General features: G+C 44.9%; 13 protein-coding genes. All 13 read left to right on the top strand.

What is annotated here, in order from left to right:
- A partial coding sequence (locus BUB99_RS01270; protein WP_170863706.1) for a T9SS type A sorting domain-containing protein occupies positions 1–312 on the top strand: 312 nt, incomplete at its 5' end.
- A 688-nt stretch (positions 313–1000) separates the two neighbouring features.
- On the top strand, positions 1001–1792 hold the full coding sequence (locus tag BUB99_RS01265; RefSeq protein ID WP_084190274.1) for a SprB repeat-containing protein: 792 nt from the start codon (positions 1001–1003) through the stop codon (positions 1790–1792).
- A 42-nt stretch (positions 1793–1834) separates the two neighbouring features.
- Entirely contained in the window at positions 1835–2383 is a 549-nt protein-coding gene (locus tag BUB99_RS01260) for a YceI family protein (RefSeq protein ID WP_073118717.1), read from the top strand.
- Between the two features lies 1 nt (position 2384).
- On the top strand, positions 2385–3251 hold the full coding sequence (locus BUB99_RS01255) for a DUF5777 family beta-barrel protein (protein ID WP_073118715.1): 867 nt from the start codon (positions 2385–2387) through the stop codon (positions 3249–3251).
- Between the two features lie 127 nt (positions 3252–3378).
- The gene (locus BUB99_RS01250; protein WP_139280842.1) at positions 3379–5001 is read left to right on the top strand and encodes a hypothetical protein; all 1623 of its coding nucleotides are present in this window, start codon (positions 3379–3381) and stop codon (positions 4999–5001) included.
- A gap of 265 nt (positions 5002–5266) precedes the next feature.
- A complete protein-coding gene (locus BUB99_RS01245) occupies positions 5267–6484 on the top strand; it encodes an exonuclease SbcCD subunit D C-terminal domain-containing protein (protein ID WP_073118711.1) in 1218 nt (405 codons plus the stop codon).
- Positions 6471–9995, top strand: coding sequence for an AAA family ATPase (locus BUB99_RS01240; RefSeq protein WP_073118709.1), 3525 nt, complete (start codon positions 6471–6473; stop codon positions 9993–9995). Before BUB99_RS01245 ends, BUB99_RS01240 begins: the two co-directional genes overlap by 14 nt.
- Before the next feature lie 890 nt (positions 9996–10885).
- Positions 10886–13240: a TonB-dependent receptor gene (locus BUB99_RS01235; RefSeq protein WP_073118707.1), complete on the top strand. Its 2355-nt coding sequence runs from the start codon at positions 10886–10888 to the stop codon at positions 13238–13240.
- 16 nt (positions 13241–13256) lie between these two features.
- Positions 13257–14507: a DUF4374 domain-containing protein gene (locus tag BUB99_RS01230; RefSeq protein WP_073118705.1), complete on the top strand. Its 1251-nt coding sequence runs from the start codon at positions 13257–13259 to the stop codon at positions 14505–14507.
- A 115-nt stretch (positions 14508–14622) separates the two neighbouring features.
- Positions 14623–15342, top strand: coding sequence for a DUF4198 domain-containing protein (locus BUB99_RS01225; RefSeq protein ID WP_073118703.1), 720 nt, complete (start codon positions 14623–14625; stop codon positions 15340–15342).
- A gap of 13 nt (positions 15343–15355) precedes the next feature.
- On the top strand, positions 15356–15685 hold the full coding sequence (locus BUB99_RS01220) for a hypothetical protein (RefSeq protein WP_073118701.1): 330 nt from the start codon (positions 15356–15358) through the stop codon (positions 15683–15685).
- Between the two features lies 1 nt (position 15686).
- Entirely contained in the window at positions 15687–15995 is a 309-nt protein-coding gene (locus BUB99_RS01215) for a hypothetical protein (RefSeq protein WP_073118699.1), read from the top strand.
- Positions 15992–17602, top strand: a complete 1611-nt coding sequence (locus BUB99_RS01210; protein ID WP_073118697.1) for a PepSY-associated TM helix domain-containing protein — start codon at positions 15992–15994, stop codon at positions 17600–17602. Before BUB99_RS01215 ends, BUB99_RS01210 begins: the two co-directional genes overlap by 4 nt.
- Positions 17603–17643 lie beyond the last annotated feature (41 nt).

The raw sequence follows: 17643 nt of genomic DNA, 5'->3' as shown, positions 1-17643 counted from the left end.
GTGACGGCAGAAGATGGGGTTACCATTCAAGATTGGCTTGTGACAGTGACTGTAGAGGCGGAGGAAGTATTAAGTACTAGCGAAGAGGTAGCATGGAGTTTTTATCCAAACCCAGTTCATGATATCCTAAAAGTGAAGTCATTGAAGGAAGTCACAGTGTATGTGATGGATTTAAATGGTCACCAAGTACTCTCCGCACAAAAGGGTACTGCGTTGGAACTTGATGTAAGTGGGTTAGGTCAGGGTGTTTATTTGTTAATTGTCCAAGATGACAAAAGAATAGTGTCACATAAAATCGTCAAAGAGAATTAGGATTCTGCATTTACACTTTACACATGTCTAGGCGTGGCTTTTGAGTCACGCTTTTTTATCTCTCCATCCATGTGTCGGTTTTGTGATAGAATTAGTTGGGTAAATAGATGGTTTTGGCGGTTTTGTGTCAGTGTGATAGCTTACTGGTGAACTACTTTTGTTAAAGTCAAATGCGCACAAATAGAGTGAAAAAGATCGGCTACTTGTTGATAGCAGTCTGCGGGTAGGTCGATCTTTTAAACCAAAAATTGGAGGGTGGGGATTACTGAGAATGCATAATCTCATGGAGATATAGTTGATCAATTAACAGAAGAGAAAAAGGTATAAGAATACGGTTAGGTTAGGTCAAATTCATTTAAGTATGAATTTGAAGGGTGACTAGTTGAGTCACCCTTTTTTTATTGAGTGGACTCTCTGGGTAGAGAACAAGTAACACTTGGTCAATGAAGCATCTACTAAATAATCTCTCGACCCAAGATTTATCGTGTCGGAAAAGTTATCAGATTCGGCGGAATAGTACTAGTCACAGGAGTGTGTCTCAGCCTTTATTTGTGAATGAATAGTTGTAAAGGGATTTGTAATATGTGAAAAATGTAATGTTGTAATAGTGCGTTTTCTGACAAATTTCAGATTACATAATAATACAATTTGTAATGACCTAATATCTAAACTAAAGAAAAAATAAGCCATGATTAGAAATTTACTTTTTATCACAGTCTATGTTGGATTGCTTGCCAGTACCATGTCGTGTACATGGGATCAAATGACTCCTACAATAGACTGTTCATTATCTCCAGTTGTCGTGGAGCTACTAGAAACACAGGGTACAGGGTGCGGTGCTGCCAATGGTGGTTTTACGCTAGCAGCAACTGGTGGTGAGTCCCCATATAGTTTTGACTCTGGGGTTGGTACCAACGTCGATGGTGTGTTCGCTAACGTCCAAGCGGGTGTATATGCAGTAGAAGTGACTGATGTCAATGACTGTACTGCGGAACTAAACGTGATAGTGCCCAATCTTGGTGGCGTTAATCTTGATGAGGTGAAAACCAATGATGCAGGGTGTGGTAGCAGCAATGGAAGTATTGAAATCGTGGCATCTGGTGGGGAAGAACCTTATGCGTACACTTTGGACAATGGTAGTGCACAGGCGGATCATGTGTTTTCCGGTCTAGAAAAAGGAATGCATACTGTAGTGGTTGCGGATCAGCTAGGGTGTGAAATCAGTCAAAGTATAGAGATTCTGTCTGGCGTGAGTTATAACAGCACGATTCGGGGAATCATAGAGAATAGTTGTGCGATTTCGGGTTGTCACAACGGAAGTGTCTTTCCTGATTTTAGATCATTCGAAACCATTCAAGCCAGAGCCAGCAGTATCAAATCCAGGACGGCCAACGGATCCATGCCCAAAGGGTATACCCTGTCGCAGACACAGATAGATCAAATAGCCTGTTGGGTAGATGATGGGGCACTGGACAACTAGAAACTAACAAAAACCTATTTACATAAACTTAAATAATACCCTATGAAATCAAAAATGTTACTATTTGTTATCGCGTTGTTTGCTATGACTCAAGCCATGGCACAAAATACCTTAATTGATCGCGCAGGGGTTGCTTCCTTCTTTTCGGAAGCGCCAATGGAAGATATCGAAGCGGTCAACAAGGAAGTATTGGGAGCCATAGATTTGGAAAAAGGAACCCTAGCGGTATCTATGTTTATCAAAGGCTTTCACTTTGACAAGAGCTTGATGGAAGAGCATTTCAACGAGAACTATCTAGAGTCTGAGAAATATCCTAAGGCAACATTTAAGGGCAAGATAACGGACTATGCTAACCTAGACCTGACCAAAACAGGAACCTATACTGCGGAAGCTGATGGAGAGATGGAAATCCATGGTGTCAAGAAACCGCTCAAAACCAGGGTAGAGTTCAAGGTGACAGCCTCGACTATTGAAGCGAAAACGGCTTTTGAAATATCGGTGGCGGAGCATGATATTGAGATTCCTACACTGGTGATCAAGAACATTGCGGAGTTTGTCGATGTAAAGGCTTCATTCAAATTCGCACGATAAGATGATGATCAAGAAAATATTCGCAGGAATCATCGTGCTGGCTTATTCTTCAGCACTTTGGGCTCAGGATGATTTGCTGGCTAGTTTGGAAGCGGAGCAAGCAGATCAAAAGATGCTGGTAGAGGCTACTTTCAAAGGTACGAGACTGATCAATGGTCACTCGATTGAGACACGTAAGAAAGGTGTCATGGATTTTATGATTTCGCATCGTTTCGGAACCATTGATGGAGGGTTTTATGAGCTCTTCGGACTGGACTATGCACAGATACGAATCGGGTTAGAGTATGCCGTGACGGATAGGTTGTACGTAGGATTGGGACGAAACTCGTTCGAAAAGACCTATGATGGCTTTGCGAAGTATCGTGTGCTACGTCAGTCGACGGGCAAGGGGAGCATGCCTATATCTGCGACGTGGCTGAGCTCTATGGCGATCAAGACGCTAAAGGATCCCGAAAATGATCTGGCGTTCACAGACAAACTGTCCTTTACACATCAGTTGCTGATTGCGCGAAAGTATGAGAAGCTGTCGTTTCAGATCATGCCTACCTGGGTGCATCGCAACTTGATAGGTGAAGAGGATGATACCAATGACATCTTAGCAATGGGTGTCGGTGGACGTGTCAAATTCTCTCAGCGTGTGGCCCTATGTGTAGAGTACTATTATCAGTTCGAACCACTCAACAATACAACGACCAATGCCTTGGCTATTGGTTTTGACATAGAGACTGGAGGGCATGTTTTTCAACTCCAGTTTACCAATGCTACTGCGATGGTACCGAGTAGCTTTATCACACAAACCACCAACGACTTCTTTGAGGGTGAAATTCACTTTGGTTTCAATATCTCAAGAACTTTTCAGGTAAACTAAAACACTCTTTTATACCAATAATGACCCATGCCTGATGCGTCCAGAGAATTTTCTGGATGTGTCAGGGTCATAGGTGTGTCCAAAAAATTAAACAAAACCTTATTATTTAAACTTAAAGTAAAGAACAATGAAGAATGTAGTAAATCAATTTAGTCTTAGGCTTATGCTGGCATTGGCAGCCATGGTCTTTGTCACTTCGTGTAGTAGTGATGACAATACAGAGGAGCCAGACTTATCGGCCAGTGCCAAGATTCAATTGTCTAATGACGCTGCTTTGGGCGAAATTTTGACAGATGCCAATGGCGTCACGTTGTATGTTTTTGCCAAAGATGTAGCAGGTACTAGTGCTTGTTTGGACGGATGTCTTGATGCTTGGCCAATATACTATGCTGAAGATGCAGAGATTGGCACGGGATTAGAAGCGACTGATTTTAGCAGTATTACCCATAGCAATGGGGAGAAACAGACAACCTACAAAGGGTGGCCACTGTATTATTTTTCTCCATCTGGTGATGGTGTGATCGAAACAGCTGGTAGTACTGCTGGTGATGGTGCTGGATCTGCATTTCATGTAGCCAAGCCTGACTATACCATTATGCTAGCCAATACACAACTCGTAGGAGTCGATGGCAAGAACTATACCTCGGAGTATGTAGAGGGAGAGGGTGCCACATCTTATTTTGTCAATGCAAGCGGTCGCGCACTCTATATATTCACGAATGACACCAAGGATACCAATAATTTTACGGCGAGTGATTTTTCCAATGATGGTGTATGGCCAGTTTATACCAAAGAGATCGAAGCAGTCGTGTCTTCTATTAATGCAGATGATTTTGGATCAATCGATGTATTCGGTGAGAGTCAGTTGACTTACAAAGGATGGCCGTTGTACTACTTTGGTCAGGATACAGACCGAGGTGATACCAAAGGCGTGAGTGTACCTGCACCGGGTGTGTGGCCTGTGGCTACTACCGACCTAGCAGCGGCTGAGGAAGTAATAGTAGAAACGACCATAATGTTGAGTACGGATGATGCATTAGGAGAATTACTGACTGATGCTGAGGGGCATGTGCTGTACTATCTCGCCAAAGATGTGGCGGGTACTAGAAACTGTACAGGAGGATGTGCTGATTCATGGCCTGTGTTTTATACCGCTGAGATCGAAGTAGGTGAAGGACTCGATGCTGAGGACTTTGAAAACATCGAGCAGGATGGCGACATGATCACGACCTACAAAGGATGGCCGCTATACTATCACTCCGAATCGGGTGATGGTGTGATAGACGCAGTAGGCAATACCTCAGGCCAAGGACTAGGGGGGGTATGGTATGTGATGAAAGACTACAGCATCATGCTAGCCAAAGGACAGCTCATCGGTGCGGATGGCAAAAACTATCTAGAGGACTACACTGAGGGAGAAGGCGAAACGACTTACTTCACCAGTGCTTGGGGCAAAACGTTGTATGCATTCAACAACGACAGCAAAGACACCAATACTTTCACCAACGAGGACTTCAGCAACGACGGCTCTTGGCCTATATACCATGTGACGGTAGACCAACTCCCTGCAGCGATGGACGCGGCGGACTTTGGGGAAATCGAAGTGTTCGGTGAGATGCAACTTACCTTCAAAGGCTGGCCTGTGTACTACTATGGGGGAGACAGCGACAGAGGAGAAAACAAAGGCGTGAGCGTACCCAGTCCGGGTGTTTGGCCTATCATCAACAACAGTACTGTAGCAGCAGAATAGTTGTAGTATAAGATAATTTAAGTTGAACTGTAGTCGCTAGCTACATGTAATGGGTGTGCTCTGGATCGTCAGAGCACACCTTCTTTATTTATGGAGATGCTAATTAGGATGGGAGCGCCTAATTTCCTCCGCCGGTTGGTTGCTGTGCTATAAAATCATTCGATATTCATGGTTTAAATCTCGAGTAGAATCAAATTATCCCTAATTTTGATCGTCTTCGCTTGATGAATAGAGCGTTGATTTTTTACTCTCCAAACACACACGAATGAGAATCCTGCATACTTCTGATTGGCACATTGGACAAAAACTCTACGGCCAAGACCGATACGAGGAGTTTGAATACATGCTGGATGAGATGATTGGGGTGATAGAGGAGAATAAGGTAGAGCTACTGTTGATCTCTGGCGATATCTTCGATGTGCCGTCTCCATCCAATAGAGCGCAAGAGTTGTACTACAATTTCATCAAGCGACTGCTCAATACCTGTTGTAGACATACCATCGTCACTGGAGGAAACCACGATTCCATCTCTACTCTGAATGCACCCAAAGAAGTGCTGAAGATGGTCAATGTTACGACGATTGGTGGAGTGACCGAGTCCTTGAGCGACATGATCGTCCGAGTCTTGGACAAGGATGGCCAGCATGTTCTGAATGTGGCAGCCATCCCATATCTCAGGGACAAGGATGTCCGAAAGAGTGTAGCGGGGCAAGATGCATCGGATAGTGAAAAGTCAGTAAAGAATGGCTTGGTGCAGTTCTATGATACGATTGAGGCGCTGTTGCATGACGACACCAAGCCCTGCATAGGTATGGGGCACCTTTTTGCTCATGGGGCGACTACCTCAGACAGCGAAAGAGACATCAATATCGGTAATCTAGGGGCGGTCAATGCCAATGAATTTCCCCAATCATTTGATTATACAGCCTTGGGGCATATTCACAAGCCACAGGTGATCGGCAAAAATGAGATGATTCGGTACTCGGGATCTCCACTTCCTCTAAGTTTCTCGGAGCGAAAGGACCAGAAAAGTGTCGTGCTATTGAACCTAGTCAACGAAAAGCTGACCATAGAAGAAATCATCCCACTTCACCCTGCTCGCAAACTGGTGAAATTCAAAGGCACTTTTGCAGAACTACAAAAAGCGCTACTGCAGTATGAATCCAAGTCCAATCTGGTGGATTGGGCAGAGGTCGAGATTGTGGAGGAGGAGCACTCACCCCAACTGAGGATGGATTTTGAAGCCTTTATGTCAGAGAGTACGTTTCAGGTCGAAGTACTCAAGTACCGTTTTTCGGTCAAAAAGGGAAAAGGAGATACTGGAGACTTTTTCCAACAAAACAAGCTACTGGAAGATCTCAAACCGCAGGAAGTCTTTGAGAAAAGGCTGGCCAATGTGCCAGCAGAGGAGCACGAGGAGTACAAGGAATCATTTAATGAATTGTTGAAAGAAATGAACGAGGCAAAGAATGAAGATCAATAAGCTGAGACTTAAAAACCTGAACTCCCTCAAGGGGGAACATGAGGTGGATTTTGCGTCGGGACCACTGTCAGAGAATGGCATCTTTGCGATTACTGGCCCTACCGGTGCTGGCAAGACTACCTTGCTGGATGCCATCTGTCTGGCGCTGTACAATCAAGTTCCCAGAACACTGAAAGTCTCTAAAACCCTCTTGGTACAAAGTGGCGCGATCTGCACGCGAAACACCACTGACAGTTATGCAGAGGTAGAATACAGCGTCGATGAAAAGGAATACCGATCGGCATGGTCGATTAGAATCAATAAGCGCGGCAACCTTGCCGATTATGAAATGACCCTGGCCGATGTAGCGACGGGTGAGTTTTATGATCTGAAAAAGAGCGAAGTGCCTAGACACAATGAACAGATCATAGGGCTGGGGTTCGAGCAGTTCCTCAAGTCTTCGCTGCTCGCACAGGGTGAGTTTGCCAAGTTTCTAAAAGCCAGTAAAGATGAGCGGGGCAAACTGCTAGAGAACATCACAGGCACCACCATATACCGCGAGATCGGCATAGCTGCCTATGACAAGCAAAGACGGGAGAAAGACAAGCTTGAATTGCTAGAAAAAGGAGTGGAGTTAATTGAGCTTTTGTCAGAAGACCAACTAGAAGAATTAAAAGAAGAAAGTAAGGCCAAGGAGGAAGAAAGGAAAGCCAACGCGCAGCAACTCGCCCAATCTACCCAATCCAAGCAGCTGTTTGAACTCATCCAAAGGGATCAACAGTCCTTGACGCAAAAACAACAGGAAAAGGAAGAGGTGCAACAGCAAATCTTGGCTTTTGAATCGGAGGAAAAGCAACTTCTACATCAGCACCGTAAAGTAGCTGTGTATCAGGAACTAATGGGTCAATATGAATCCTTGGTTAAGGATACGACGCAGATGACTCATGGGCTTGATCGAGATGCCGAACAGAAGCGTACGCAGCAAAAGGCAATGGATCAGTTACAGATCGATATCCAACAGCTCGCTCTAGCACTATCCACCAAAGAAAAAGAGCGGGACGCCCAAAAGCCAATATGGGAGCAAGTCAGGCGATGGGATATTGAAATAGCCGAAGAAGGTCGGTTGCTTACCAATCAATCTACTGAATTAGCTGAGTTGAAAGCCAAGTTGGACGAGCAGACTTTGGAACTGTCTCAACTGCAGGAGAGAAAAGATGCCATGACAACATCAAAGGCCGACTGTGCGCTGTACCTGTCTGAAAACGAAGGATTAAAAGGATTGTCAGGTGCCTTGTCTGGCCTGGAGAAGCAATATAAACAGGCACAAGATTTAACGGGTGATTGCCATCGATTGAGAGATCAACTTCTGCTCAACGACCAGGACCTATCCAAGGCTGTCAAGGAACTGAAGAAGCCAGATGAGATCCTGCACTATATCGACGAATTGACGGCTGGATATCAAGGGGCAAACAATATTCCTGCACAGGTCGAGAAACAGCGTAATCAGGTTAAAGAACTAGGACATAGATTCAATGCGTATAAGGAACTGCACCAAAAGGCAAAACACATCCAATCAGATCAAGTAGAGCTAGAGCAAGTCACTGCTAAAATAGCTTCAGACACATTGGCTCTTGAGAATTTAAAGGAATCGGTGGATCGATTAAGCCATGAACAGGAGGTTAAAGGACTAACTGTTGAAGAGTTGGAAATCAGGCATCAACGCCAGCAGTTAGAAGCGAAATACGAAGAGGATAGAGAAGCATTGGTTGAACATCAACCCTGTCCATTGTGTGGCTCTGAGCAGCATCCATTCGTCACACACTATACCCATTCGGTCAGCAAGACTGCCGAAGAGTTGACGCGTGCCAAGCTGGACTTGGAGACGATCAGTACAGCGTTGATCCAAAAACAAACGGCTATCAAGTCTACCCAAGAGAAACTCGCCGAGGCGAAAGACAAGCAAGCCTCATTGGCATCAGCCTATGAAAGCATGATGGACGAACTCGAATCTCTTTGTTTGGCAGTAGACACGTCGGTAGACCTAGCAGCGCTAGCGAGGACTGCCTTTGTATCAGATGCGCAGCTGCTACTTCACGAGGCGGAGGAGGAGCTCCAGGGATTGATCCAGCAGGAGAAGAAGCAACAAGACCACATGGCCATGGCCACCGTTCGATCTGCAGCACTGAAGGCCAAACAAGCCGCTGATCTCTACAAGGCTGAAGTTGCATCATACAGTGAGATTGTTGGCAGTGCGAACTTAGATAAGCTCAAGGAAGCCACCCGCCAGTATGAAGAAAATCAGGCTAAGCTACAGCAGATCCAGTCCGAACTACAAACGATAGCAAAAGAGGAAGATTTAGTTACCAAATCCATTGCAGAGAGTAATACCCATATTACTAAGAAAGCAGAAGTACAGACAGCCCAAAAGAAGCAGTTGGAACTAAAGCAGAAACAGAGAAGTGAAGCCTTCGGTACCAAAGATCCAGAGCAAGAACAAGCGGCCTTGGCTCAAGCCATGGACGATACCAAAACCCAGCTCAACGATACCAAAATAGAGAATGCGCGCTTATCGGAGAGTATTCAGGCATTGAGCACCTCTCTCTCAACACGAGAGGAGGAACTAAAAGACAAGCAGCTACGGCTCGATACGACTACCACAGCGCTCTCTCGAGTCGTCCAACAGCTCAACTTAGAGTCTATTGAGCAGCTGCGTCAGTGCCTGTTGTCTCCCTCTCGGGTCGAGGAGATCGAAGAGAAAGACCGCACGCTAGATCGCAAAAGAGAAACGATCCAGGCAGAGATTGTTCGCCTATCCCAGTCGATTGAGAGCCAAACTGCCCAGTTACCCAATGGTTATGACCATGAGGCTGTTATAGCCATGATAGAAGCGCTGAATACCGCCCAAGAAGCACTGCTCAAAAGAATCAACGAGATAGAATTCAAGTTAGCGGATCATGAGAAAAACGAATCCAAGAATCAAACGCTTCGAGCTGAGATCAAAACCCAGCAGACGGTGTTTGCCAGATGGAAAAAGCTATCCGAATTGATCGGATCGGCAGATGGCAAGGTATTTAGCACCTTCGCACAGAACTTGACACTGCAGCATCTCATCTTCCTAGCCAATAGACATCTGAGTACACTGAGTGATCGTTATGTGCTGATCAAAGACGCCAATGATACCAACAAAGAAGACATCTATATCCGAGACCAGTGGCAAGGCGATACCGAGCGATCCGTATCTACACTGTCCGGAGGAGAATCATTTATCGTCAGTTTGTCCCTAGCACTTGGGTTGTCAGAGATGGCCAGCAAGAATGTCAAGATAGAGAGCCTGTTCATCGACGAAGGATTTGGTACCTTGGATCAAAATACCTTGGAAACCGTCCTGACCGTGCTAGAGCAACTTCAATACAAATCCGCCTGTAGTATAGGCGTCATTTCCCACGTAGAGCAACTCAAAGAGCGCATCACCACTCAGATCGTCCTAGACCTAAATGCAGCCGGCCATAGCACGATATCGGTGGTGGGTTGATTGGGTACTTCGACTGTCCATTAACGAGGTTACTTTAAGTAACCTCGTTAATGGACTACCCTTTTCAAAGATCATTTGACTTACCGCCAAAAAACCGCGCAGGTTTACGTCAAAGCGTAGTGTAGTTTGTGAGAAAACATGCTGTTGTTTGTGCGAAAGTCTGTCTAGGTTAGAGAGAAAGTCTGTCCAGGTTCAGGAGAAAACCCGCGTGGTTCGAGAGTAAGTCTGCGCGGGTTTGGGACAAAGTCTGCGCGGATTTGAGAGAAAGTCTGCGCAGATCTGAAGCAAAGTCTGCACGGATTTGAGGCTAAGTCTGCGCAGGTTTTGAGGGGCATGTGACTAGACCTTATTGTTCTCATAGGGAAGCTTGCCAAACAATGATGCCGTTATTGTATCATGGTAATTGATGGTTTCTCCGTGAAGGCTTCTTTTTTTTGGGATTATATGGAATACAATGAATCTAAGTTCGCTTACCCAACGATGCGGATCTCGCACTGGTGGGGTTATCCATAGCCTAGGAATGAGGTGATCACTATGGAGGATGGTAGAATCAAAAAGCCTGATTGTATCACACAATCGGATCTAATAAAAATCATGCGCTCAGTTTAAAAACATTCGCTTGCAGTAGGGGCTTGTTCTGGGCTAGGTGAGGAGTTGTCACCAAAGGTGTTACAATAGATGACACTCGAAGTGTCCCAACCTGACAACCTACTTTTTATTCAGAGACTTTTTAGCCCTGCTTTAGTTCTCTAGGACGTATCGGTCGCCTATTCAGTTGAAACTGGGTAGGCGATTTTGTGTGGTTAAAATTCACTACTCCTAGGGATTGTGCTTTAGGGAGAGTCAGGCATACATTTGCACCTTATTTTAATCGAGTCTAAATAAAGGTAATGTATAAGTCAGTCCTACTATTTGCCAGTTGTCTGGTTCTAACGCTACATGTGCAAGCACAGTCGATCCATGGTGTGGTCAAAGATAGTGAGGGTGAGGCAGTACCTGGAGCTACCGTCATGATCGTAGGGACTGGCCTAGGATCTGCAGCGAATTTTGAAGGGGTATATCGTATTGACTCAGCTCCTTCAGGTCGTCAAAAGCTTAAGATATCTGCTATTGGTTTTGAGGAGCAGTTTGTAGAACTCCTCGTCAAAGCGGGACAATCCCATCAAGTCCATATCGACCTAGAGGCTAGTTCGACCAGCCTAGAGGAGATTACTATAGTTGGTAAATCTGAAGCGACGCAAGTACGAGAGCAAGCGTATGCCGTTTCAGTGGTAGAAGCGAAAGCATTGAAAAATTCTAGTGCTGATGTCAATCAAATTCTTAACCGCGTGTCAGGAATCAACATCCGACAAAACGGAGGGATGGGCTCTAATTTTAACCTTTCACTGAATGGCCTCTCAGGCAATAGAGTACGGACATTTATCAACGGCGTACCGATGGACTATTTCGGCTCTTCTTTGAGTCTCAATAATTTTCCTGCCAACCTGATCAGTACAATAGAGATATACAAAGGAGCTGTTCCGATTCATTTGTCTTCGGATGCTTTGGGTGGAGCGATCAACATAGTGACTGATACCCGAGCGATGAGTTATCTAGATGCATCGTTCTCCTATGGATCATTCAATACGCAGACGGGGGCACTCAATGGTCAATGGCATGATAAAAAAACAGGATTGACCTTTAGGGTTAAATCTTTCTACAACCACTCAGATAATGACTACCCGATAGATATCAATATCTTAAACACCGAAACAGGTAATTTAGACGAAGAGACTACCGAAGTAAAGCGGTTTCATGATGCTTACTCTTCACAAATGGTATGGGCAGAAGTAGGGGTGATGAATAAGTCGTATGCAGATGAACTGATGGTAGGCGTGGTTTTGTCTGGTAACTATAAAGAACTACAGCAAAACCCCTACGCAACAGGCACTTCTGCTTACCCAGTGGGGGAAGCAGAGACACAGTCTGATATTAAGATATTCAACTTGTCCTATCGCAAAAAAGACTTGTTTGTCAAAGACCTAAACGTACGTGGATATGCCGTGTATCTAGATGCGAACGAAGAGTATGTAGACACGAGTTCGAACCAATACGATTGGTTTGGGGACTATAGACCAGATGTGCATGTGACGACAGGGGAGCTGGGACGAAAAACGCACTTTTATCTCAACAGGACTAATTTTTTGGCAAATGCCAATGCAGAATATGCCATTAGCTCCAATCACAATCTGTCCGTGAACTATTCGATCAATAGAATGGAACTACAGGGGCGTGATGATTTTCAACCACAGAACAATACCCAATTTAGTAATCCCAACATAGTCAACAAACAAGTGACAGGTTTAGGCTATACCCATACGATGCTGGCGGATCGCTTGAGTACCACTTTGTTTGCCAAAAACTATGACTATTTGATCCAGAGTAATATTGCTAGCTATGATGGAGAGGAAACGGAGTTTTTCGAGACCAAAGAAAATAGATTAGGTTATGGCTTGGCGTCTACCTTTTTCGTCAATGATAACTTTCAGGTGAAAGCTTCTTTTGAAAAAGCATTTCGATTTCCTGAGTCCTATGAGATGTATGGTGATGGACTCAATGTCATCCCAAACCCGTCTCTGGAGCCTGAGTCTAGCAACAACTACAATGTCGGCATACGCTTCAATTCTATTTCTCAGCGACAGAACCAATATATGTTCGAGCTGAATGCCTTTGTGAGAGATAGTGAAAACTACATACGATTCGAGCCTAAGCTGAACCGCAGCACCTATGTCAATGACAAAAGTGTCCTAGCCCGAGGCATAGACTTGGCCTTGCGCTATGCGATTCGAGACCAGTTCTCTATAGGTTTTGGGGGTACATACTTGGATCTACGAAACAGTGATAAGGCGTCTGGATTGTATGGTGACCGTTTGCCCAACGAGCCATATATCTATAGCAATCTAATCCTGAGTTATAGCATTTCGAATCTTCTAGGTTTGGAAGATCAGTTGACCATCACCAATATCAACCGTTATGTGCATGACTTTTATCTCAAGTGGGAGAGTCTGGCATCTCAGGACAAGTCAGTGATCCAATCACGACTGACTAATGATTTACAATTGACCTATTCGCTCAAGAACGGGAGGTACAATGTATCGTTTTTGGTTTCGAATATGTTTGATGCCAAAGTCTACGATAATTTCAACCAGCAAAACCCTGGTAGAGCCTTCAACCTAAAACTCAGATACTTTATTAGCAAAAATTAATTATTAGAAATAGATCATGAAAAAGCAATTTTTGAATATAGCAGCTGGGATTCTCAGCGCAACCATCGTTTTGACTTCTTGTTTAGATGATGATGGAGGTTCGGCCACTACGTCACACTTGATCGTGGGGATCGAGGCAGAGTCTGGTACTGATATATTAGTAGGAGCGGATGATTTGATGTCGGGTACGATCTCTCCAGTAGGACGAGGTGTCGAACAGCCTGCTTGGATGTCGTTTTATCAAGTAGGTAACACGCTTTTGGCCAGTGGATATACGAGTGATAACATGACGACTGGCTATCGAATGATAGATAGTGTACTGACAGATGTAGGTTCATTCATCACCGAACTCGGCGTATATGGTATCGCTGAGATAGATGAGAACACAGCGTTGGTAGCAGGTGTGACACGTGCTGGGTTTGAGGATAGAGTTTTCTATACGATTGATTTAAATACCATGTCTATCATCAGCAGGTTCAATACCAAAATAGACGAGCGTCAGGAAGAGGGGCTAGTCGCTTGGCCTACAGGTATGATTAGACAAAAGAACAAACTCTATATCTCCTATTACCTCATGGGAGCAGGTGAGTTAGAAGAGGCTCCAGCATTCTCTACTCCTAACTCTAATCAAGCCCGTGTGGCGATCTATTCTTACCCAGAGATGGAGTTGCTAAACATCGCTACGGATGACCGCACCTCTGATATTGGATTGTATTCTGGCGAAAATGCTATTATGGAAACAGAAAACGGTGACATCTACTCGTTTTCAACTTCTGGATCAGCTTCATATTTCAAACCTGTACCTTCTAATCCATCAGGCTTCTTGAGAATCCAAAACGGTGAGACAGCGTTTGATGACAGCTACTTCTTCAACTTCGAAGAGGCTAGTGGTGGGTTCAAAATCAACCAAGCCTTCTATGCTGGTAATGGCAAAATGATTGTCAAAATGATCAAAGAAGACTCTACCAACCCAATCTATTATGGAGCAAGTTTTGGCGTCTATCCAGAAACCCCCATTTGCTATCTAGCCGTAGCGGATTTAGAAAACCAGACCGTAACACCCATAGATGATATCCCAGCCAATGGTGGCGGATGGGGAGTCGCTCACATGGTACATGATGGCAGAGTGTACATCAACGTGTGTAATTATAAGACCGAAACATCAACCGAGGCTTATATCTATGAAATAGATCCTGAGACAGCTACCGCAGTGAAGGGGGCCGAGATAGATGGCAACTATGCCAAATCGATCAACTTGCTTTACTAAGACAATACATATTCCATGAATAGTAGGTTGTCCTGATTTCGGTCAGGGCAATCTTATTTTAATCATAGGGCGATGGCCTGTTGGGCTAACTACCCAGACAAATTAGTATATACAGATGAAGAAAATATTAAGTTTAGCACTATTGCTAGTGGTCTCATCGACTGCTTTTGCACACTACCTCTGGATCGAAACCAATGCGACAGGTACTGCCAATCAAGAACAGGAAATCAAAGTCTACTTTGGGGAGTACACCTACGGGGTGAAAGAGAAGATAGGGGAAGATGCCTTTGAGCGTGTCAAAGATTTTGAGTTGTGGGTCGTCGACCCCAAGGGAAACAAAATCCCCTTGGAAGTAACCGCTACCGAAGATTACTATCTCGCCAAATATACCCCCAAATCTAAAGGAACACACACGGTGATCATGGACAATGCCAACATCGATGTGATCGATTATACCAAATATGATTTTGGGATCTTTAAAACCCACTACCATGGTATAGCCAATATCCAAGTAGGTAAAAAGGATACAGATACAGTTGCACAAAATGAAACAGGTATTACAGTTCAGCGTGTCGCGTCAGCTGATGATGCGGTGACCCTGCGTGTATTGTTTCAGGGAGAGCCTTTGGCTAAAAATGAACTGACTGTTTTCGTCGCAGATCAGTGGAGCAAGACGCTGCACACTGATGAAGCGGGTTTGGTCTCGTTTGATCTCCCATGGGAGGGTACCCAGTACATTATCGAAACGACGACCAAGGAAGAAGTGCCAGGTACGTTTAGAGGAGAAGACTATCAGTTCGTATGGAACTGTGTGACCTACAGTATTCAGAACTAATCACACAAGGACTATGGTGACATTGACGGTTATATTGGTAGCTATTGGGTTTTATTTTTTCTATCAAACCTCGGAGCGCGCTTACCCATCACGTACCCTGCGGGTGGAGCGATGGATGTATATGAAACAGCAGCCGGCTAAGTCGCTAGGAGCTATATGTCTTATCACGGCGATATTCCCTGCGATAGCGCACTGGGGTGCGGTAGCGGGCGTGTTGTTCTTTTTAGTCACGTTGATGACCGTAGGTAGTTTAATCGTCCTCTTGACACCACTTCGTATTATAGGCTACCGCAGTCTCGCTGTGGTAGCACTTGTTTCTCTTCTGATCGAAATCACTTTCTAATATGCCTGCAAACCCAAAACACCTGACCAAAGCTATCCATCAGCGCATGGCTAAGATCACAGCAGCCATCCTCGGTGGGTATTTATTAACGACCGCTGTTCATTTGGCTTTGGCCACTTGGCTGGACAAAGGAACAGTCCTGATTACCTCGACCTATACGGGGTTTATCCTGTGGGTCGCACTGATGATCATCGCTTTTCTGGGACGAAATGGGTGGAAGACCTGGGGAATCTATCTCTTGCTAACGGGGTTCTTCTCTATCCTCGTTTATGTGAATAAAATCTATTTTACTGTCGAAACTGCACTATGAGTAATCGCGTCTACAACATCCTTTTTCACCTCCATACCGTCAGTGGTATCGTCATAAGTGTACTGCTCTTTGTGATCTTTTTTGCGGGTTCATTTTCATTCTTTCGAGACGATATCGTCAACTGGGAGCGAGGGCATACCGTAGAGCAGACCGAGCGTATCGATATGGATCTCGATGCGGCGATGGACTCCTTGTCACAGCATTACAACCTACACGGTAGAGATGTATCGATTAGCAAGCACTATCTGGAGCGAAGAATAGGCGTGAGCCTCAGTGCCTCTCATGATTCGTTGGCGAGCGGAGCGGACAAGGCTCGTGCGTTTTTTTATTTAGATATGAAAACTACAGAGACGGCTAGCTATGCGAGCTCCTATTCGCTAGGGGAGTTTCTCTATCGTTTGCATTTTATGGCACAGATACCTTACCCAGTAGGGTATTATTTGTCAGGTTTTACGGCACTGTTTTTCCTCTTTGCGATCATCACAGGGATACTCGTGCACTGGGACAAGATCGTGAGCAATTTCTTCCTGTTTCGTCCATGGGCGAAGCTCAAAGCCATGTGGACAGATGCACATACTGCTTTGGGGACTTTGGGACTCCCGTTTCAGTTTGTATATGCGGTCACCGGTGCATTCTTTATGATCAAAGCGCTTTTGATCGCGCCGAGTATTTTTGTGCTTTACGATGGGGATCAAAAGCAGTTTTATGCAGATCTAGGGTATGGTGAGCCTACCTTCGAATACAGCTATCAGCCGCTCAGTAGTTCGTTTAGTTTCAACGACATGGTGCGCGAAACAAGCCAGGACTGGGCAGGATTTGATGTTAACCACATGCACATATTCAACTATGGTGATTCGACCATGCATGTCGCAGTAGAAGGGGAGATGAATAGAAATGTGAAATTCACCGGGCCTGGCAAGCGTATCTATCAGGTAGCTACTGGAGAGGTGATCGAGGAGCAAAGTCCTCTAGTCGCTGCGAGCTATATGGATGGAGTCAAGAACTGGCTCTATCGACTGCACTATGGCGACTATGGAGGCTATGCGCTGAGGATTGTCTCTTTTTTCTTGGGAATCGTGTCCTGTTTTGTCATCATCTCTGGGATCATGATATGGCTAGTAGCGCGCAAGAAGCAGAGTATTCCTGAACGCAAACGAAAATTTAATCTATGGGTGGCTCAGATCTACATGGCGATATGCCTCAGTATGTTTCCAGTGACGGCTTTTACCTTTGTAGCAGTCAAACTTTTTGATGGCTATGGGAAGCCCTTTATCTATTCGGTTTACTTCCTGACTTGGTTGTTCGCGTCGGTCTTATTTATCATCAAGCGCGACATAGGCTTTACGAACAAGTATTGTTTGCTGTCTGGTAGTCTGATAGGACTATTGGTACCGATCGCTAATGGCATCAGTTCGGGGCAGTGGATATGGATTTCTTGGAGAGAAGGTGCTGATCAGGTGTTGTTCATAGATCTGTTTTGGATAGGGCTGTCTGCACTGGCATGGTTGGCCTATCGAAACCTGAACAAAAAGCAGGGTCAGAATACAGAGTCGAACGTTACCGCTATACCTGAGGGCAAAGAAGAGTCCGTAGCAGAGCTGGTGTGATGTTGTAGGAGAGAAATTTTTGTGGATCAGACGATCTGACG

The organism is Reichenbachiella agariperforans (genome assembly GCF_900142205.1).
In the GTDB taxonomy this organism is placed as follows: domain Bacteria; phylum Bacteroidota; class Bacteroidia; order Cytophagales; family Cyclobacteriaceae; genus Reichenbachiella; species Reichenbachiella agariperforans.
This window is presented reverse-complemented; position numbering and strand designations above follow the sequence as displayed.

Bases quoted from the DNA above. Each gene is read 5' to 3' on its own strand.
- BUB99_RS01235 (WP_073118707.1), top strand. From the start codon at position 10,886: ATGTATAAGTCAGTCCTACTATTTGCCAGTTGTCTGGTTCTAACGCTA.
- BUB99_RS01260 (WP_073118717.1), top strand. From the start codon at position 1,835: ATGAAATCAAAAATGTTACTATTTGTTATCGCGTTGTTTGCTATGACT.
- BUB99_RS01230 (WP_073118705.1), top strand. From the start codon at position 13,257: ATGAAAAAGCAATTTTTGAATATAGCAGCTGGGATTCTCAGCGCAACC.
- BUB99_RS01215 (WP_073118699.1), top strand. From the start codon at position 15,687: ATGCCTGCAAACCCAAAACACCTGACCAAAGCTATCCATCAGCGCATG.
- BUB99_RS01255 (WP_073118715.1), top strand. From the start codon at position 2,385: ATGATGATCAAGAAAATATTCGCAGGAATCATCGTGCTGGCTTATTCT.
- BUB99_RS01250 (WP_139280842.1), top strand. From the start codon at position 3,379: ATGAAGAATGTAGTAAATCAATTTAGTCTTAGGCTTATGCTGGCATTG.
- BUB99_RS01220 (WP_073118701.1), top strand. From the start codon at position 15,356: ATGGTGACATTGACGGTTATATTGGTAGCTATTGGGTTTTATTTTTTC.
- BUB99_RS01245 (WP_073118711.1), top strand. From the start codon at position 5,267: ATGAGAATCCTGCATACTTCTGATTGGCACATTGGACAAAAACTCTAC.
- BUB99_RS01225 (WP_073118703.1), top strand. From the start codon at position 14,623: ATGAAGAAAATATTAAGTTTAGCACTATTGCTAGTGGTCTCATCGACT.
- BUB99_RS01210 (WP_073118697.1), top strand. From the start codon at position 15,992: ATGAGTAATCGCGTCTACAACATCCTTTTTCACCTCCATACCGTCAGT.
- BUB99_RS01265 (WP_084190274.1), top strand. From the start codon at position 1,001: ATGATTAGAAATTTACTTTTTATCACAGTCTATGTTGGATTGCTTGCC.
- BUB99_RS01240 (WP_073118709.1), top strand. From the start codon at position 6,471: ATGAAGATCAATAAGCTGAGACTTAAAAACCTGAACTCCCTCAAGGGG.